14 protein-coding genes are annotated in these 20,393 nt (G+C 45.0%); 11 read left to right on the top strand and 3 right to left on the bottom strand.

Annotated elements, in window-relative coordinates; all coding sequences use genetic code 11:
- Positions 1-235: 235 nt before the first annotated feature.
- The 9 genes from ahcY (at position 236) to ACTXGO_RS02955 (ending at position 14,450) form a co-directional block, all read left to right on the top strand.
- Positions 236-1,660, top strand: coding sequence for an adenosylhomocysteinase (ahcY, locus tag ACTXGO_RS02995; RefSeq protein WP_317198827.1), 1,425 nt, complete (start codon positions 236-238; stop codon positions 1,658-1,660).
- Positions 1,661-1,669: 9 nt separating this feature from the next.
- On the top strand, positions 1,670-2,533 hold the full coding sequence (locus ACTXGO_RS02990; RefSeq protein WP_435951039.1) for a methylenetetrahydrofolate reductase: 864 nt from the start codon (positions 1,670-1,672) through the stop codon (positions 2,531-2,533).
- Between the two features lie 249 nt (positions 2,534-2,782).
- Positions 2,783-3,664: a 16S rRNA (uracil(1498)-N(3))-methyltransferase gene (locus tag ACTXGO_RS02985; protein ID WP_435948941.1), complete on the top strand. Its 882-nt coding sequence runs from the start codon at positions 2,783-2,785 to the stop codon at positions 3,662-3,664.
- A 160-nt stretch (positions 3,665-3,824) separates the two neighbouring features.
- Positions 3,825-5,537, top strand: coding sequence for a putative bifunctional diguanylate cyclase/phosphodiesterase (locus ACTXGO_RS02980; RefSeq protein WP_443573316.1), 1,713 nt, complete (start codon positions 3,825-3,827; stop codon positions 5,535-5,537).
- A gap of 335 nt (positions 5,538-5,872) precedes the next feature.
- Positions 5,873-7,666 carry an acyl-CoA dehydrogenase C-terminal domain-containing protein gene (locus tag ACTXGO_RS02975; RefSeq protein WP_435948942.1) on the top strand — a complete coding sequence of 598 codons (1,794 nt, stop codon included), beginning with the start codon at positions 5,873-5,875 and terminating at the stop codon, positions 7,664-7,666.
- A 181-nt stretch (positions 7,667-7,847) separates the two neighbouring features.
- The gene (locus tag ACTXGO_RS02970) at positions 7,848-8,270 is read left to right on the top strand and encodes a hypothetical protein (protein WP_435948943.1); all 423 of its coding nucleotides are present in this window, start codon (positions 7,848-7,850) and stop codon (positions 8,268-8,270) included.
- A gap of 141 nt (positions 8,271-8,411) precedes the next feature.
- The gene (locus tag ACTXGO_RS02965) at positions 8,412-9,743 is read left to right on the top strand and encodes an extracellular catalytic domain type 1 short-chain-length polyhydroxyalkanoate depolymerase (protein ID WP_443573315.1); all 1,332 of its coding nucleotides are present in this window, start codon (positions 8,412-8,414) and stop codon (positions 9,741-9,743) included.
- 274 nt (positions 9,744-10,017) lie between these two features.
- Positions 10,018-11,802 (top strand): acyl-CoA dehydrogenase C-terminal domain-containing protein, encoded by a 1,785-nt coding sequence (locus ACTXGO_RS02960; RefSeq protein WP_443542289.1) that lies wholly within the window; start codon positions 10,018-10,020, stop codon positions 11,800-11,802.
- A gap of 203 nt (positions 11,803-12,005) precedes the next feature.
- Positions 12,006-14,450 (top strand): site-specific recombinase, encoded by a 2,445-nt coding sequence (locus ACTXGO_RS02955; RefSeq protein ID WP_443542287.1) that lies wholly within the window; start codon positions 12,006-12,008, stop codon positions 14,448-14,450.
- Positions 14,451-14,552: 102 nt separating this feature from the next.
- On the opposite strand, the gene ACTXGO_RS02950 is transcribed toward ACTXGO_RS02955, so the two are convergent.
- The 3 genes from ACTXGO_RS02950 to pdxA form a co-directional block, all read right to left on the bottom strand.
- A complete protein-coding gene (locus ACTXGO_RS02950) occupies positions 14,553-15,389 on the bottom strand; it encodes a symmetrical bis(5'-nucleosyl)-tetraphosphatase (RefSeq protein ID WP_443542285.1) in 837 nt (278 codons plus the stop codon).
- Between the two features lie 34 nt (positions 15,390-15,423).
- Complete coding sequence (rsmA, locus tag ACTXGO_RS02945) at positions 15,424-16,287, bottom strand: 16S rRNA (adenine(1518)-N(6)/adenine(1519)-N(6))-dimethyltransferase RsmA (protein WP_435948948.1); 864 nt, start codon at positions 16,285-16,287, stop codon at positions 15,424-15,426.
- Positions 16,288-16,435: 148 nt separating this feature from the next.
- Positions 16,436-17,488, bottom strand: a complete 1,053-nt coding sequence (gene pdxA, locus ACTXGO_RS02940; protein ID WP_435948949.1) for a 4-hydroxythreonine-4-phosphate dehydrogenase PdxA — start codon at positions 17,486-17,488, stop codon at positions 16,436-16,438.
- Positions 17,489-17,747: 259 nt separating this feature from the next.
- On the opposite strand from pdxA, the gene dnaB reads away from it, so the two are divergent.
- Positions 17,748-19,148 (top strand): replicative DNA helicase, encoded by a 1,401-nt coding sequence (gene dnaB, locus ACTXGO_RS02935; RefSeq protein ID WP_317198839.1) that lies wholly within the window; start codon positions 17,748-17,750, stop codon positions 19,146-19,148.
- A gap of 57 nt (positions 19,149-19,205) precedes the next feature.
- Complete coding sequence (gene alr / locus ACTXGO_RS02930) at positions 19,206-20,318, top strand: alanine racemase (protein WP_443573314.1); 1,113 nt, start codon at positions 19,206-19,208, stop codon at positions 20,316-20,318.
- The last annotated feature ends 75 nt before the right edge of the window (positions 20,319-20,393 follow it).

The raw sequence follows: 20,393 nt of genomic DNA, 5'->3' as shown, positions 1-20,393 counted from the left end.
GCTCAAACCAACGCAACTTACAAGTCAAAGGTTTTTCTTAAGTTATATAGGACAATAGGTGACAACAGCGCGCTCATCTATTACAATAACGACCTCCGAGAGGTGTTGCACCGCAGCTCAAATAAGCTGTGTTAGGCTCGGCAACGTAGTACAGACTTTACAACGTCTGTGCTATGTGCAAATAACGGCACCTGCGTTTTTATTCTTTTTATCTATTCACTGATAGGAGCATATTATGGACGCAGTGTCTAACACCCCATCTGCCCATACGATCGACCCCTCTTTTACTGACTACAAAGTCGCTGATATCAGCCTTGCTGATTATGGCCGCCGCGAGATCACTCTAGCTGAAGCTGAGATGCCAGCCCTAATGGGTTTACGTCGTCGCTACCAAGATGATCAACCGCTTAAAGGTGCCAAAATCGCCGGCTGTATTCACATGACCATTCAGACTGCCGTACTTATCGAGACGCTAACCGCGCTCGGCGCTGAGGTACGTTGGACCTCGTGTAACATCTTCTCAACTCAAGATCATGCTGCTGCGGCTATTGCTGCTGCTGGTATTCCTGTATTCGCTTGGAAAGGCGAGACTGACGAAGAGTATGAGTGGTGTTTGCGTCAGCAAGTCCATGTCGGCGGCGAAGAGACAGGTCAGCTGTGGGATGCCAACTTAATCTTAGATGATGGCGGCGATTTAACCGCATTGATTCATAATGATTACCCGCAAATGCTTGACGCTATGCATGGTATCTCTGAGGAGACCACCACAGGTGTGCATCGCTTGATTGAGATGTTAAACGCGGGCACGCTCAAAGTCCCTGCAATCAATGTCAATGACGCGGTGACTAAGTCTAAAAATGATAACAAATACGGCTGCCGTCATAGCTTAAATGACGCCATTAAGCGCGGTACTGATATGTTCCTAGCGGGTCGCCGCGCCCTCGTTATCGGTTATGGTGATGTCGGTAAGGGTTCAGCACAAAGTCTGCGTCAAGAAGGGATGATTGTACGCGTCTCAGAAGTCGACCCTATCTGTGCTATGCAGGCATGCATGGATGGTTATGAAGTACTCTCTCCATATATCGATGGCGACAATACAGGTGGCGCTGATAGCATCAATACCCAGCTATTACAAGATACTGATATGATCGTCACGACTACGGGCAACTACCACGTCTGTGATAAGCATATGTTAGCAGCGCTCAAATCTGGCGCTGTGGTCTGTAATATTGGTCATTTCGATACCGAGATTGATACGCAGTTTATGCGTGACAACTGGCGCTGGAGTGAAGTCAAGCCGCAAGTTCATCAAATCTTCCGCTCTGATGATCCTAACGACTATTTGATTTTGCTTGCTGAGGGTCGCCTAGTCAATCTAGGTAATGCTACCGGTCACCCATCGCGGGTAATGGATGGCTCATTTGCTAACCAAGTACTCGCGCAAATGTATCTGTTCGATGAAAAGTTCGCTGAGCTACCAGTTGATGAGCGCTTTGATAACTTATATGTCAAAGTACTGCCAAAGAAGCTGGACGAAGAAGTCGCCGCTGCTATGGTCGCAGGCTTCAATGGTACGTTGACTAAGCTGACAGATAAGCAAGCTGAGTACCTAGGCGTGCCAGTAGAAGGTCCGTTTAAGCCTGACGCTTACAAATACTAAGAGGAGCTAATAGTGAGTAAGCCTGCTTTTTCCTTTGAGTTCTTCCCTGCCAAAACTGAGCTGGGACATGAAAAGCTACTTAGTACCTATGATGAGCTAAACAAATTGTCACCGAGCTATTTTTCGGTAACATATGGCGCGGGCGGCTCTACCCGTAGTCGCACTTTAGACATCGTACAAGCGCTATGCGCGCGCGGCGATACTGATATTGCTCCGCACATGTCTTGTATTGGCGATGACAAAATTGAGATTGCAGAGTTGCTCGATCACTACAAAAGCTTGGGGATTAATCGCCTAGTTGCGCTTCGTGGCGATCTGCCCTCAGGTCAGGTCGGTATGGGCGAGCTGCCTTTTGCACTGGACTTAGTCAAGTTCATCCGTGAGTACTCAGGTGATCACTTCCGTATTGAGGTGGCCGCTTATCCTGAGATGCACCCGCAAGCGCGCAGCTTTGACTTTGATGTTGACAACTTGGTCAAAAAGTACCAAGCAGGTGCCGATGCTTCGATTACGCAATTCTTTTATAACGCCGATAGCTATCTGTATTTGCGTGATACGTTAGAGAAGCGCGGTATTGATACTAATGCTCAGCCCTTGGTCGCCGGTATTATGCCGATTACCAACTCTAGCAATTTGATTCGCTTCGCCGATAGCTGCGGCGCTGATATTCCGCGCTATGTCCGTAAGCAGCTTGCGGACTTTGGTGATGATCGCAAAGCGATTCGTGAGTTTGGCTATGATGTGGTTCATCGTCTTTGTGAGCGTTTGATCTTAGAGGGCGTACCTGCCATGCATTTTTATAGCATGAACAAGGTTGAGCCAAACAAGCGCTTGGTTGAGTCATTGGGCCTTGTGACATCTGCCACTGCCTAATTAAGTATTACTCTTATTTTATTATTGAACTGGTACTCTTATGAGTGCCAGTTTTTTGTTCTTAGACACGTTTATTATTTATTAACATTTAAGTAAAAGACGTTCCACCTAGTAGCTGCAACAAATAGTAGCTGTAACAAATAGTAGCTGCAACAAAATTCGACTGATGGGTTGTCTGCTGGCTTTACTCATTTGAGCTATATTCTGCTACTATCACAATAGTCATTTATGTAATAAGGATAGCCCATAGTGCGACGTTTTTTTTATGCCGTAAATCATGAAGATGATGATAACAAGCTTAGCGATTTATCTATGGGCCAAAGCTTGGTACTTACCGAGAGCATCACTCATCATTGGTGCAAAGTTTTGCGCGCTAGTGTCGGCGAAAAAGGCGTTGTTTTCGATGGTTTCGGCGGTGAGTATCAAGTAGAGCTGTCAGCTATTAGCAAAAAGCAAGCTACAGCAACTTTGTTATCTCATAGGCCAACAGATCGCACTGCTGATATAATTAGCAAAGTTGCACTGGTCATGAGTCGCGGCGATCGTATGGACTATGCGATTCAAAAAGCGACTGAACTTGGCGTCACTGCGGTTCAATTGCTAAGTAGTCATCATGGCGAGGTCACGCTCAAACCTGCACAAGTGGACAAAAAGTTGGCGCATTGGCAACAAATCGCTATCGCAGCTTGCGAACAATGCGGTCTTAATCGCCCTCCTTTGATACTTGCACCTATGACTATTAATGATTGGCTCACCCAATCGCTTGGTACCCACTCACCCCTTGAGACTAGTGTTCGCACAACTGTAAGCCCTACTGTCTCTGCGCTTAGTCAAGATCCATATTATCATATCCTAAATCGTCCAGCTGATATCAGCTTGCAATTAAGCGTGCCAGCTGCAGGTCAGCCTACCACGCCCACGACGCTTTCAAACGTTCTTGTGCAAGAGCGAGCCTATATAGAATTATTAATAGGGCCTGAAGGCGGCCTAAGTCCAAATGAGATATCACAAGCGAGCGATGCAGGTTTCTATTCTTGGCAAATAGGGTGTCGTATACTACGTACTGAAACAGCGCCTGTCGTTGCGTTGGCAACGCTACAAGCAATGAGACAGAGCCTGATTGATCTATAACCTAACTTGCCATTCATTTGATATATAAAAGTAATAATACAATAACCTTATATTCATTTTTTGATATATAATTGATTTATTAAACTTATCATTACTAATATTATTAGTTATACTAACTACAGTTTTATACATTTGTCGTCTTTATTTACTTGGGCACCTCATGGATCCTTTCGTACCACTATCCTCTTCAGACAAACAACAATTGCTCTTGCAGTCTTATGAGCAATTTGACGAAGCAGTATCTATTTTAGATGCAGATCTTCGCTATTTATCCGTTAATTCGGCTTATGAGAAGATGATGGGCTACGCTGAAAAGCTCCTGATTGGTCGTCCTTTAGGTATTTATACGTCAAATTTTTTGAGTGACGAAGAAAGAGAATTACTCAGTAGCATACGTAAACGCCTCAAGAGAAAAGGGTTTTATGAAAATGAATTTTCTATGCCCAACCGTTTTGATGACATAATTGAGTGTCATATCACCTACCGCAGAGTCTGTGTTGGAGAGACGGTCTACTACATAGGAATTATTCGAAATATACTGCCTATAGTCACCCAAAAAAATCACGTTACTCACCTGCTTAATTACAATCAATTGACCAATCTTCCCAATCGCAAAGTGTTTTTGAGTGAAACTAGTGAACTGCTCATAGATAGCTATCAAGAGGTTGTTGTCGTACGTATCAATATTGACCGCTACCGAATGCTGGCTAACACATTAGGCCCTAGCGGTATAGACACGCTAATCAAAGATTTTGTGACTCGAGTTGAGGCGCTTGAGCTGAAAAACCTCTATATTTTTTCACATTTTGGCGGGGATGATTTTGCGCTTTTATTTGAGTATGCTGATGCTCAAATGGTACGTAATGAGCTTGATATCTTGATGCAAATGTGTGAGCGCCCTTTTGTCATCGCTGATGATAACGACAAAAAAGTTTCTATCTATTGTCATATCTCAGTTGGAGTCAGTTATTTTCCAGAGCATGGTCATCAGCTTAATGATCTGCTCATTAAGGCTGAAAAGGCGCTACAGTATACCAAACAAAACGGCGGCGATGATATTAGCTGGTACGACTGCACGATCAATAATGCCACTGCCGATAGCTTACAGCTTGAGTCTGAGCTGCGCTTAGCTATCGAGAATAGCGAGCTTGTGCCTTTTTATCAGCCCGAAGTTGATCTAAACACAGGGTTTATTATCGGTTTTGAGGCACTAGTACGCTGGCAACATCCAGTACGCGGGTTACTCAAACCTTTTGAATTTATGGACGCTATTGTCACCTACAAGCTATCGTTTGAGCTGTTTTGTCAGATGATGACCCAAATTACAAAACAGCTCTCCAAATGGCGAAAACTGGGTTTCTCTCATCACGTTAGTGTCAACGCAGACGTAGCCGAGTTCGCTCATCCTTATTTTTTTTCGACGATAAGTCGGCTTATTACTGATAACGATATCGAGCCTAATCAGCTCCATATCGAGATGACTGAATCGTCCTTGATACAGCGTCACGCTAACGTACAAAGCCAGCTTAAAGCCCTTAAAAACATAGGTGTCTGCTTGGCGCTTGATGACTTTGGTACCGGTTACGCTTCTTTGAGTTACTTACAAGAATATCCTTTTGATTTTCTTAAAATAGACAAGTGCTTCGTTGGCAAGATAGATACGGATACCACGCAGCGCGCAATCGTCAAAGCGATCTTGGACTTGAGCTTGGCACTAGATATGCAAGTTATCGCAGAAGGGGTTGAGACCCAAAGCCAGCGCGATTTATTAGCAAAAATGGGCTGCAAATACGCTCAAGGCTACTGGTTTGGCAAGGCGGTATCAGCGAGTATGGCAACCAAAATACTCACCCATCAACGCCTTGGAAGATAACGTCACAGCTGCAGTAATATGACGTTTATAGTCACAGTCTGGGCTCCTTTTTTCTTTTTATAGCCGCCAGTCACTCTTTAGTTTGGCTTAAATTGTTGATGCAAGATAGGTTGATGACTTATGAGTCTTATGACCAAACTTGTATAATTCTCTCTGAGCGCCTATCTTTTAGATCAAGCCTATCAATACTGTAGTTATATCTAAGCCTAGTCGATATCTTGGATTTAGAATGTCCACTTATGGTTATGGCAGACAAGTATTCATTGTCTATATATACATAGCTACCTAAGTATGCTCTTTTACTGCCCGTCACATCTAAACAAAGGACACAATATATGCAATACAAAGCGCCCCTACGTGATATGAAATTTGTCATGCATGAGCTTTTAGACAGTACCGCTCATTATCAAAAGCTTGGTGAGTACGCCCATATCGAAGCAGATATAGTAGATAGCTATCTAGAAACGGCTGCAAGCTTTGCTGAAAACGAGTTGTCACCTCTTAACCAAAGCGGTGATGCTGAAGGCTGTCATTTTGAAGATGGTCAAGTCACCACGCCAAAAGGTTTTAAAGAAGCTTACAAGCAGTATTGTGAGCTTGGCTTTACCTCTTTGACTGCAGAAGAAGAGTTCGGCGGTCAAAACATGCCTATGTCACTAAATTCAGCGATTTCTGAGTTTATGGGTACGGCTAACTGGTCATTTGGTATGTATCCTGGGTTATCTGAGGGCTGCGTAGCAACGCTTGAGCATCATGGTACCGACGCGCAAAAGAGTAAATATTTGCCAAAATTGGTATCGGGCGAATGGACAGGCGTTATGTGTTTGACTGAGCCTCAGTGCGGCTCAGATCTCAACTTAGTACGCACCAAAGCTGAACCTAACGATGATGGTAGCTACAACATCAAAGGTAGCAAGATTTGGATCTCAGCCGGTGAGCATGATATGTCTGAGAATATCGTCCATATCGTTCTAGCCCGCCTGCCAAACGCTCCAGAGGGTACCAAAGGTTTATCATTGTTTGTGGTGTCCAAATTTATGGTCAATGATGATCAAAGCTTGGGCGAGCGCAACGCGGTCTCTTGTGGTTCAATTGAACACAAGATGGGTATCAAAGCTTCAGCGACTTGCGTGATGAACTATGATGGCGCTACTGGTTGGTTGATTGGTGAAGAAAACCGTGGTCTAAACGCGATGTTTACCTTTATGAACGTTGCCCGTATCGGTACGGCGATCCAAGGCGTCACCGCCGCGCAGTTTGCTTTTCAAGGCGGCTTAGCCTTTGCAACTGATCGCTTGGCGTTTCGCTCATTAAGCGGTGCCAAAGCGCCTGAAAAACCTGCTGACCCTATCATTGTCCATCCAGCGGTTCGTGACATGATTCTGACGACCAAAGCCTTTGCAGAAGGTGGTCGTGCGCTCATCGGTTATATGTCTCAGTTCGCGGACATCGTAGCCAAAGGCGAAGGCGAAGAACAAGACTACGCTAACCAAATGCTGTCATTACTGACTCCTATCGGCAAAGCCTTCTTGACCGAGACAGGTCTAGAGGCGGCAGGCCATGGCGTACAAGTCATGGGCGGTAGTGGATTTTGTACTGAATATGGTCTTGAGCAAAACGTACGTGACTCTACGATCTCTACGATCTATGAAGGGACGACGCAGATTCAGTCGCTTGATTTGATTGGCCGTAAAGTACTTGCTTCAAAGGGTAAGCTGCTAGCAAACTTTATCAAAGTGATTCAAGATTTTTGTGACGCCAACAAAGACAATGCTGATATGACGCAGTTCATCAAGCCACTTGAGCAACACATCGCACAGTGGAGCGAGCTGACGACTGAGATTGGCAAACAAGCAGAACAGAACCCTGAAGCCGTTGGCGCAGCAGCTGTAGATTACATGTACTTTAGCGGTTATGTGACTCAGGCCTATCTATGGGCACGTATGGCGCTTATCGGTCTCAACGAGATCGCAAATGGCAATAGTGAAAAAGCGTTCTATGATGCCAAAGTTAAAACTGCTCAGTTCTACTTCACCAAATTATTACCGCGTACTGCAACTTACGCTCAGCGTATCGCTACCGGTAGCGAGCCATACATGAGCATGGATGTTGAGCAGTTCTCGTTTTAATTAATACAAAGGGATTAACTTAAAATCTTGAATGATAGTCTTATGATCGGCAATCTACAGGGGTAGGTTGCCGATTTTTTATGTCTGTTATTTATTACATAAAACCCTGATATATACTCCATATGGATGGTAGTTGGAGTATAATACTGATATTCAGTAGCATTGAGCTTAGGAGAATCTGATGGCAAGCAAGACCACACCCCCTATCCGCGCCAAAGCAGGCGAGACAGAAAAAGTCACTATCAATTTAGGTTATGTCGATCTGGGACAAGTTGACTTGATGGTACAAGAAGGCTTTTATTCTAATCGTACGGACTTTATTCGTACCGCGATACGTAATCAGCTCAGTACCCATGCAGATGTAGTACGCCAGACAATCGCGCGCAAAACTTTGGAACTAGGCCTACGTCATTACACTCGCGCAGATCTTGAAGTCGTGCAAAAGCGCAATGAGAAACTCGATATTCAAGTACTTGGCCTTGCAACCATCGCCGCTGATGTCTCGCCTGAGCTGGCGGAGGCGACTATCGAGAGTATTACCGTACTTGGCGTACTACAAGCCAGCCCTGAGATCAAAGCAATACTTGCAGGCAAAATGGTCTAAACCCTTGTCTTTAGATACTTGCTCTTTAAACACCTAAGCTTCAAACACTTGTCTTTAAGTACTTGCTCTTCAAATCTCTAGACTGTGAACGCTTGTGCTAAATACTTATATAAACCAATAATCAATAACAGGACATAACTGATGAAGATACCAAAATTTAATACAGCGCCGCCGCACCTCAAAGAGGCTATGGCCCTGATAAAGTCAGGCCGACTAAAAGAAGCGACTGTTGCTATTCAAAATAATTTAAATAGTAATGGCCCTAGCAACTCTGTCAATACTCACACTGATGACAACAGTACAGCTATGAGGGACGTTACACCAAATGAGTCAACACCTAGAATTACTGCTTCAAATCCATCAGTGCCTAAAGACTTAGCCTCTAATACTCACTCAACTCAAAATGAAAATGCTACACCTGAGACAAACGATACGACTAAAGCAAAAGATACCTTGTCTGAAAAACTGCAAAGCCTAACCGATAAAATGAAAGACTTTAAGATAGATTTGCCGTCAGCTTTAAACCTACCTGGTATGGGCGCAGGCGCGACTACGCATAGTGAGCCGCCTATTGCAGAAAATGCTAAGTTTATCAAAGGCGTGTTTACCTCATCACAGGGTAATCATAACTACCGTCTCTATATTCCCTCAAACTATGATGAAGCGTTGACGCAAGGCTCAAAATTACCGCTGGTCGTCATGCTGCATGGCTGTACGCAGTCACCAGAGGACTTTGCCACAGGTACACGTATGAACGAGTTGGCAGAGACGCATCAAAGCCTAGTTTTATATCCGTCTCAGCCAGCGAGCGCCAACTTAAATCGCTGCTGGAATTGGTTCAATAAAAGCGATCAACAGCGTGATCAAGGTGAGCCTGCATGGCTGTCTGCGCTCACTGAATCCATTACTAAAGAGTACGCTGTTGACGCTGGCCGAGTATATGTGGCAGGACTATCCGCCGGCGCTGCTATGGCAGTGATTATGGCACAGACTTATCCTGATCTATACGCTGCAGTTGGCGTACACTCGGGCCTAGCTTATCAGAGCGCAAGTAATATGCCCTCAGCTATGATGGCAATGCGTAAAGGCGCAGATGCAGCGATAACAGAATCCAATACCAGCACAAATTATGTGCCTATGATCGTATTTCATGGTGATCAAGATCATACGGTAAGCGTGCGCAACGGCGGGCAGGTCTTTGAGCAAGCAAAACAGCGCTTGCAAGCACAAAAGAGTAATCTACAAACCCAGCAGCAGCAAAAAAGCTCAGAGCAAGGCACTCGTAGTACGCAGATACAAATATGTGATGATAAAGGACTGAGCTTACTTGAGTATTGGAAAATACATGGCGCGTCTCATAGCTGGGCGGGTGGTAGTCATGCCGGCTCCTATACTGACCCCAATGGTCCTGATGCCTCAAAAGAGATGATGCGGTTTTTCTTAAACCACACAAATAAAAGTTACTTTAAATAAGCGGCTCTCAGATACGTTCTAACATAGCCGCTTTATCTCAGCTCGTTTATACTTATGATAACTGCACTCATTTATCAAGATTTAGACATCTCGTTATTCTAAACAATACAAGAGCTATCGACAACTTTTGGTGCACACACGATTCACGAAGAGATACACAATTTAATAGGTTAATTTGCTAAACTTTATCTATTGATTGTTAAAGTGAAGTCAACAACACACTGGCGCGCTTTATCCTCATTATCATTTACTCATACCACTCAAAGGAATGTTTATGTCTGTTTATAATGCCCCGCTTAACGATATGCGCTTCATCCTAACGGATGTATTCAAAGCCCATGAATTTTGGCAAAGTAACGACAGTTTAGCTCATGTTGACATGGAAACGGTCGATATGATTTTAGAAGAGATGGCAAAATTGTCCAAAAACGTCCTACTACCGATCAACCGTAGTGGCGATGAAGAAGGCGCGACTTTTGAAGGCGATGGCGTGGTCACGACTCCTTCAGGCTTTAAGGATGCTTATAGCCAATATGCTGAATCAGGTTGGGTTGGGTTGAGCGGTAATCCTGAGTACGGCGGTCAAGGCTTTCCAAAGATGGTCACGATGCTGACCGAAGAGATGATCTTTACTGCAAATCAATCTTTTGCCCTCTACCCCAACCTTACTGTTGGCGCAACCCTCTGCTTAAATGCGGCGGCGTCTGATGAGCTAAAAGAGACTTATCTTGAGAAGATGTATGCCGGTGAGTGGTCAGGTACGATGTGTCTAACTGAACCACATGCGGGTACTGACTTGGGTATTATTAAGACCAAAGCGGTACCTAATGATGACGGTAGCTATAGTATTTCAGGTACCAAAATCTTTATCACTGGTGGTGAGCACGACTTAACAGACAATATTATCCATTTAGTGCTCGCCAAAACACCTGATGCCCCTGAAGGTTCTAAAGGTATCTCATTGTTCGTTGTGCCTAAGTTTTTGGTTAACGAAGATGGTAGCTTAGGCGCACGCAATACATTAGCAGTTGGCTCTATCGAGCACAAAATGGGTATCAAGGCCTCAGCGACTTGTGTTATGAATTTTGATAGCGCTAAGGGCTGGATGGTTGGTGCTGAAAATACAGGCCTATCCTCAATGTTCATTATGATGAACTATGAGCGTGTAACCATGGGTCTGCAAGGTTTGGGCGGCTCTGAGCTTGCTTATCAAAACGCAGCTATTTATGCCAATGACCGTGGTCAAGGTCGTAGTGATACGCAACTGCAAAGCCCTGAAAAGCCTGCTGATGCCATCATTCATCATGCCGACGTGCGCCGTATGCTATTGAATGCAAAAGCTAACTCTGAAGCCTCACGCTGTTTTGCGATGTATGTCGCCAAAAACTTAGATGCTGAAAAGTTCAGTACTGACCCTGAGGTTGCAAAAGCGGCAGCTTCACGTGTTGCGCTATTGACCCCTGTCGCCAAGGCCTTTTTGACGGATAAAGCGCTTGAGGCAACTATTGATTGTCAGCAAGTCTTTGGTGGTCATGGTTATGTGCGCGAATGGGGTATGGAGCAGATCGTTCGTGATACCCGTATCGCTCAGATTTACGAAGGTACCAACGGTATTCAAGCGCTTGATTTATTAGGCCGTAAAGTTGCGCGCAATAACGGTAAATATATTACCCATTTCTTGGGTGAGATTCGTGACTTTGTCGGTAACATGCAAGCGGATCACGCGGTTAAGCAAGCGACATTAGACGCCGCTGATAAGATCGAAGGTCTAACGCAAACCGTACTAGCCAACATTGGCGTACGCAAAAGTGAGATCAATGGCTGTGCGGTCGATTATATGCACGCCTTTGGTTACCTGTGCTACTCGTACATGTTCGCTATGATGGTTGAAGCTGCTGATGGGCGTGAAGGTGAGTTTTATACTAATAAAGCTAAGCTGGCTGATTATTTCGTTGGTCGCATTTTGCCGCGTATCGATGCTCATGCACAAATGGTCGAAGCAGGTAGTGATCCGATGATGAATTTTGATTTAGACTACTTCAATGTAGCAACGAGCTAGTCTTAGTCACAGTCACAGTCATAGGTAGAAAACTATACTACACAAAAGGACAGTTTTTATAACTGTCCTTTTTTGCCTCTAACTTTTTTTAGAAAATTATTTGCTAACAAAATAATGCAATTTAACTGCTAACTTCGCACTAAAATAGCGTCATCATACCTACTCTACATCCAAACAACTATTAATCTAATAAAGGGTTCGACGTGCCTGAGATCAAACGCATTTTGCAGCAGATTACCGCTTTAAGTGATGTGCCTGAGCCCTCTGTTCTCAAGCGCTTGATTGATGAGCTGCGCGTGACTGACAAAGAACCTGCACTTGCCAATCAAAACATACAAGCGCTCATAGATATCTTGGAGCTGCATCCAGAATATGGCGATGGTCTTGCCAGTTTTGTACTCAAACTCATTATCGAATATCGTCAAATTGCGCTGTATACTGATACAGGAATCATGTCAGATCAGGGCTTTTTTAGTAGTTTTAGACGCTTAGTGGGTCATAGGTTTTTACCTATATTGCCACAAGATGATTCTGTCGTTGAGCTGGTCGGCTATCTGTTTGATAAGCGTACCGATGAGCGCTGGCTTGCCAATATTGACAGAGATAAATGGGATAGGCTTGTTGAGCTCCTCAAAGTCAAAGATAATCATCTTGACCTGGTTGCTACAGCAAAAAACAGTATTTTGAACGCTATTATCATTCTATCCTACCGCGTTAGCGGTATCGGTCTGCATCCAGATCTGATGGAAGCGTATCCGCAGATTTTGAACTATTCAGCGTCGTTTGTCGCGCAAAATCAAGAAGCGGTATTATTCGTCAATCAATACCGTCAAGCGCATGAGCTTGATACTTTGACTGACATCATCCCTGAAAAGGCCGTTGATCCTGCGCCCCTACTCGTCATGCTAGAGCAGTGTGAGGACATAGTTGCGACTATACGCAAGCGTATCTACAAGACAGGTATCTCCATTCGCTTGACCAATATGATGCTGCGTTTGGATCAGAGCTTAGAGCGTATTCGTATTTTGACAGAGCTGGTCACTAACGATCGCAAAAAACGCGATCAGGCCATTATCAACCTTATCCAAACGATTATTACTACGGCTAATCGGCGTTATAGTATCGGCTACTTGATTGATAATAATACCAAGCTACTCTCGCGAAAAGTCACCGAAAATGCCAGCCGCGTCGGTGAGCATTATATCAGCACTGATAAAGCGGGCTACCGTAAGATGTTTAAAAAGGCCTCTATCGGCGGCTTTATCATCGCTTTTATGGCGACACTGAAGATTTTGGCATATCACTTGGCTCTTGCGCCCATGGGACGCGCCTTTATCAATAGTATGATTTATGGATTGGGTTTTGTCTTTATTCACATCGTTCATGGGACGGTTGCGACCAAACAACCCGCGATGACGGCGGCGGCAATTGCTTCAACTATCTCGGACGGCTCTGGTAAAAAGTCACATCAGTTGACCAAATTATCAGAGCTAGTCGTTGATATTTTGCGCACTCAATTCGTAGCGATTATGGGTAACGTTATGCTTGCGATACCGGTGGCGCTTGTCATCTCATTTGCCTGGTTGCAATATACAGGCGCACCTATGATAGATGCGATTAAAGCTGAGCACTTGCTTCATGACCTTGACCCCTTTCGCTCCCTTGCTCTACCTCACGCAGCCATCGCTGGGGTTTATCTGTTCTTATCAGGGCTTATTGCAGGCTACTACGATAATTTGGCGGTCTACAATAATATTGGCGCGCGTATCAAGCGTCATCGCGGTCTACAATATATAATGCCAAAGACTTGGCTAAACCGTTTAGGCGGTTTTGTAGAAGCCAACTTAGGCGCTATTATGGGCAACTTTATCTTTGGCGTATTCTTAGGTAGTACCGCCACTATCGGTTATCTATTTGGTTTGCCTTTAGATATTCGTCATATTGCCTTTGCCTCAGCGAACTTTGCCCATGGTATATTTAACGTTTCAGCCGATGACATCAGCTGGAGCGTTATATTACTATCTATACTCGGCGTGGCGCTTATCGGCATTGTTAACCTGATGGTGAGCTTTTCACTCGCGCTGCTGGTAGCGCTACGCTCAAAAGAGGTGCGCTTTTTTGAATGGGGTCGCCTCACCAAACTTATCTTTGGACATGTTATCAGTCACCCCTCAGACTTTTTTTGGCCACGGCAAAAGCCTATGAAATATGCGCGTATCGATAGTCAAGGTCATATGATATTTGAGGATATGTCAGGGCAAAATGGCGGCAAGCCCTTACCGAGCAACTATGTGATTAGGCGTTTATCAGATGTCAAAATACTTCCCAAGTCTATAAAAGTCGCTAGTAAAGACAAGGCGGCGATGACTGATATCAATTATGACGCTCAAGCACAAGAAGGGACCGCTAATACTAGTGAAGTATGGACTGCGCGTACGACCAATATAAATACGTCTCCCAAAAAAATCGTCGATCTCGATGATGGCTTAGTCGATGAGGAATTAGGTAGCGTTCCTTATACTGATGATATTCAATATGACAAACAAACTAAAACGTTGAAAGGGGCGCAAAATGATGACAACGAGGCGTTAGCTGATCCCAAAGTCCCATTACCTAAACCTAAAAAACCACCTAAATTGCCACAGTAGCCTTGTATCGGTAGCTGTATAAGCTAGTGATATGTAAAAAGGTCTGATGCTAAGCGATTAAGTACTTAGCTACCAGACCTTTTTTTGTAGATTTATGAGTTGTTATGGTGCTGGACAATTAGCGCTTGAACGTATCACCTGAGCGTCACTTAGACGATAGGCAAGCAAAGCATTACCCCAGACGCAGCCGCCATCCAATGCCCGTGCGTGCGGCAAATCGACCTCACCCCTTAGCGCCGCCCAATGCCCAAACAATATTTTGTGCGTACGAGGAGCTTGCCAATCAAACCACGGAGCAAAACCCTCTGGCATTGACTCACCTAGGCTGGCGGTAAAGCTAAATTCCAGCGTGCCATCCTTCTTACACAATCGCATGCGCGTAAAGTAATTGGCAATCGCGCGCATCTTGGTAAAGCCGTGGATATCTGCATGCCAGTCATCGGCACTTTTGCTATATAAATGCGGTAGTAGTCGATCTAATTGATTAAGACTACTTTGCAGTTGAGCCTCTAACTGTTTGGCATAGCCAGCTGCTGTCTCAATACTCCAGTGCGGCGGTATGCCCGCGTGTACAAGGACCGTTTGCTCGTCTGGATACAGTAAAATCGGCTGATGACGTAACCATTCTAGCAATTCATCGCAGTCGTCGGCTTTAAAAATAGGCGCAGTTTTGTCCTTTTTCTTAAGCCGCGCGGCGCCGCGCCAAACAGCAATCAGATTGATATCGTGATTGCCAAGTACCGTTGCCGCAGCGCCCTGCTCACATAGTGATTTAACATATCGTAGCGTATTTAGCGAGTCTTCACCGCGTGCGACCAAATCCCCTGCAAACCATAATTTGTCTTGCTTAGGATCAAAATCTAACTTATCAATTAATTGTAAGAACGCGGCGTGGCAACCCTGCAAGTCACCGATGACATACTGATGGCGAAAACTCATAACGCTTTACTAGTCCTATCTGATATTTTAATTTTTAAACTTCAGCGCGCTGAGCTTGATTGCTCAAATTAACAAAGTCGCTGACACTGAGCGTTTCAGGGCGCGCTTGTGGATCGATACCACACTGTGCAAAATCGTCTTCGCTCAACGTCGGTAGCAGCGTTGACTTTTTAAAAATAGCACGCAAAGTCTTGCGGCGATGATTAAAAGTCTCGCGCACCACAATGGCGAAATAACCCTCATCCTCTGCGACCACAGGCTTGACCACATGAGGCGTCAAGCGAAACACGGCGCTGGTGACTTTAGGCGGCGGATTAAAAGCGCCGCGCGGTACTGTCAGTAGATAGTCCGTCTCGCAGTGATATTGCATAATGACCGATAATCGTCCATAAGTCTTACTCCCGACATCAGCAGTGATACGCTCAACCACTTCTTTTTGCAGCATAAAATGCATATCTTGAATCACATCAGCAAAATCTAATAAATGAAACAATATGGGCGTAGATATATTATAAGGCAAATTACCTACTACCCGCAGCTGACCGCGCTCTTGATTATACAATTCGCGGTAGTCAACATGCATGGCATTGGCTTTGATAATGGTAAAGTTGGGATGACTGTTGGCCCCAATTCGAATACGTAAGCTGTCTGCTAGATCACGGTCTAACTCAACTACCGTCATGGCATTAACCTCCGCAAGTAGCGGCTCAGTCAGTGCACCCATACCAGGACCAATTTCAACCAAATTATCATCGCGCTCTAAACGAATGCTATCGACGATTTGACGAATAATACTACCATCGTGCAAAAAGTTTTGACCAAAACGCTTACGCGGCTGATGCTTAGCGCCTCGCAAGTTGGCGTTGAGTGACTGAACATCAAAGGTATTTTTAGACATATAAACTTCTTAATAAGCAGAGTAACAAACAAATTATGCAACTATGAATACCGCCGTATTGCGGTAAAAAGCATTTTGGATTATAGCATAGCTCACAGGCAGTAATTTTACAGCATGCATTGTATTGCTAAGACTAGAGCGTTTAAAACTACTCTATAAGTGATTTGTTCGCCATCTCATTTGCCATCATTAGCGCCTGATACAGGCTAGTTGCACTAGCGCCGCCGCGACCTGCTAGATCAAGCGCCGTACCATGATCGACAGAGGTGCGAATATAAGGCAGACCTAGCGTTAGATTCACGGTATCACCAAAGCCGTGTGATTTTAGCACTGGCAAGCCCTGATCGTGATACATGGCAATGACCGCGTCGCAGTTGGCTAGATGCCTTGGGGTAAATAGCGTGTCTGCTGGCATCGCCTCGCTGATATTAACGCCTTTAAAGATAAACTCTTGCAAGACAGGATTGATAATATCACGCTCCTCAAGCCCCAAATGACCGCCCTCGCCAGCGTGTGGATTGAGACCGCAAACTAAGATAAGCGGCGCATCCAGTCCAAACTTAGTACGCATATCATCAATGACGATCTGTACCGTTTGTCTTACATTGTCTTGAGTAATAGCGGCAGGGACATCTCTTAGTGCTAAATGAGTCGTCACAAGAGCGACTTTCATGGCAGGATTGGCGAGCATCATGACGACTTTGTCACAGCCACTTTGTTGCATAAAAAATTCAGTATGACCGCTAAACATCGTGCCATCCAATAGCTTGATATCTGCATCAATCAAAGCAGACTTTTGCAGCGGTCCTGTGACGATAGCAGCGATGCTCTTGTCTGTTGCAAGGGTGTGCGCAAGCTGTAACTGCTGAGCGACCATAGCTGCGTTCTTAGTCTCGATGTAACCGGCGACGACAGGCTTAGCGCAAGGCGTGTTCAATAATAAAAATGCGTCATCTGCCAAGTCTATATGACTTACCTCATTATTAAGAGATGCCTCAATAGTTTGCCATTTTGGAGCGTTTTTGATTACGCCAGCTGACACTAGATCAGCAGCGCGCGCTTGCATTGCTGCTTTATCAGCTGTGACCCAAATCGGCCTTGCAAAGTCTTGCAATTGACCTTGGGCGGCTAGTAGTAGTACAACGTCCATCCCTATACCTGCAGGCTCGCCTGTCGTTATAAGTAGCGGTTTTTTTGTCATAGTGTTCTATTCCCATTATTATAAGTATCTGATTTTATTTGTATTTTAATATCATTATTTGAGTTGTCTTTTTATAGTGAATAACTGCTTTGTAAAGATAATTTTTTATCTTAACTCTAAAGAGGGGTGATAATGTGCTAGACTTTCGCATTTGATTGTAGCATTAATTACTCACTTATTAAGACAAGATATCGCGCCCTAATCACAGAGTTTATTCCGATAAAAAGACATCCATTTTAAAAACAAAAACTAGGCACTCATGGCAGACACCGAAAAAACCGACGACTTACTCAATCAAACGCCGCCGCATAATATCGATATCGAAAAGGCGCTGCTTGCCTCTTTAATGAGCATTGAAGAGGCGTACGAAAAAATCGCTGATATCGTCACCAAAGATGACTTTTATGCAGGGAGGCATCAACATATCTTTGCAGGTATTGCGCATCTAGCAGCAGTCAATGAGCCGTATGACACCGTGATGGTGCATGACTGGCTTGAGGCGCAAAAGCTACTCAAAAGCGCAGGCGGCGATAGCTATTTGGCAGATATTTTAAGTCAAAGTCCAGCGACACTGTTTAACCTGACCGCTTATGCGCAGCGCGTACGTGAGCTCTCAACGCTGCGCCAACTCATTACCACTGGCAACGATATGCTGACCCTCGCCTACAATCCAAAGGATCAAACGGTCAGCGATATTTTGGACAATGTTGAGGCCAAAATTTTTAGCATTAATGAGCAGCATAACAAACGTGCTGAGCAGCGCGGCCCTGTTGGTATCACCTCAGTATTGACCAACGTGATTGACAAGATTCAAGAACTCAAATCCAACCCTGATGGCATGATTGGACTGCAAACGCCTTTTGCTGAACTTAATAATAAAACCCAAGGCTTACAAGCAGGAGACTTGGTCATCGTCGCCGCGCGTCCCTCTATGGGTAAGACCACTTTTGCCATGAACTTAGCAGAAGGCGTGTTATTTAACGAAGACTTGCCTGTAGTGGTATTTTCGATGGAGATGCCCGCCGAATCCATCGTCATGCGTCTGCTCTCCTCGTGGGGCGCGATCAATCAGACTCACCTGCGCTCAGGTCAAATGAACGAAGATGAATGGGCAAAGATGATGAACGCTATTCAGCACTTGCAGTCCAAGCACTTATACATCGACGATAGTACCGCGCTGCCGCCCTCAGAGATGCGCTCACGCTGTCGCCGTATTGCCAAAAACCATGATGGTAAGCTTGGTGCGATTATCGTCGATTATCTACAATTGATGAAGGTGCCTAGTCTCGATGGTAACCGTGTTGGTGAAATCTCTGAGATCTCGCGTAGTCTCAAGGCTTTGGCGCGTGAACTTGAATGCCCAGTCATTGCACTCTCACAGCTCAACCGTAGCCTTGAGAACCGTCCTAACAAGCGCCCTATTATGTCCGATTTGCGTGAGTCAGGTGCCATCGAGCAGGATGCCGATTTGATCATGTTTATCTACCGAGATGAGGTCTATAACGAAAATACTGATCATAAAGGCGTGGCTGAGGTCATCATCGGTAAGCAGCGTAACGGACCTATCGGTACGATACGCTTGGCATTTGAAGGACAATTTACCCGCTTTACTAACCTAACGCCTGAGTATTATCAAGGCGCCACTTTTGATGATGAATAACACGATAAATATCTAGAGCACCTTTACTATTATAACGGCTACTTAACAAGGCAAATTATGCGCACTGCTACCGTCACAATTAACCCGCAAGCTATGACTCATAACCTGATGCAAGTCAAAAAGCGCGCGCCCAGCGCTAAAGTACTAGCGATGGTAAAAGCCAATGCCTATGGTCATGGCATAGCAGCGGTTTTGCCTGCTTTAGAGCAGGCAGATGGTATTGGAGTCGCAAGTTTCACCGAAGCTTTTGAGGCACGCCGTTTAGGCTGGGATAAGGCAGTCGGATTGGTCGAAGGTGTGTTTAGCGCAAGCGAGTGGCAACAGGCCATAGATAACGGGTGTAGCTGCGTCATTCATCATGCCCCGCAATTGCAGTGGGCGCTTGATTGTGTACCTATACCAAATAGCCCAACGCGAACGGTTTGGCTTAAATATAATACGGGCATGAACCGCTTGGGTTTTGATGAGCAAGGGGTTATCAGCGCAGCCAAGCTTTTATATGACGCAGGATACCAGCTTATCTTAACAACGCACTTTGCTAATGCTGATGACTGCGATCATTCTTTAACCTCTATGCAAATACAGCGTTTCAATGAGGTGCTCACTATCTTGCATCGAGACGTCGATAAAAATATCAAAGCATCGCTCTGTAATTCAGCGGGCATTATTAATTACCCCGATAGCCACTGTGATTGGGTGCGACCTGGAATTATGTTGTATGGTAGCTCGCCTGTCACCGATCAGTCCGCAAGCGAGTTAAACTTGCAAGCCGTCATGGACTTTAGCGCGCAAATTATGGCGTTTCAAACTGTCAAGCAAGGCGAGGCTATCGGCTATGGTAGTCGCTGGGTCGCTGACAAGGACACTAGAACCGCGCTTGTGAGTGTTGGCTATGGCGATGGTTATCCGCGAGTCGTCAATGATGAGGCTTATGTACAAGTTATCGATTCAGCAAAGCAAAAGCGTTATACCTGCTCTGTCATAGGACGCGTGGCGATGGATATGCTGGTCATAGACGTTAGTCGTACGCCGATAGCTCTTGCGCTAGATAGTAAAGTGATACTTTGGGGCGCAACGTTACCAGTCGATGACGTCGCGCAGCACGCAGGTACGATCAGCTATGAGCTACTGTGCCGTCTTAGTAATCGTCCTTTGCGAGTGATTACCTAAATTACTCTTAAAATGTTAACGCTTATGTCTGTGCAAAGATTTATACCCGTTAAACCCTTTGGCGTCAGATTCTGA

The sequence above is a fragment of the Psychrobacter sp. T6-1 genome (genome assembly GCF_052258445.1).
The sequence above is the reverse complement of the archived record's forward strand: the minus strand, read 5'-3'. Positions and strand labels throughout refer to the sequence as shown.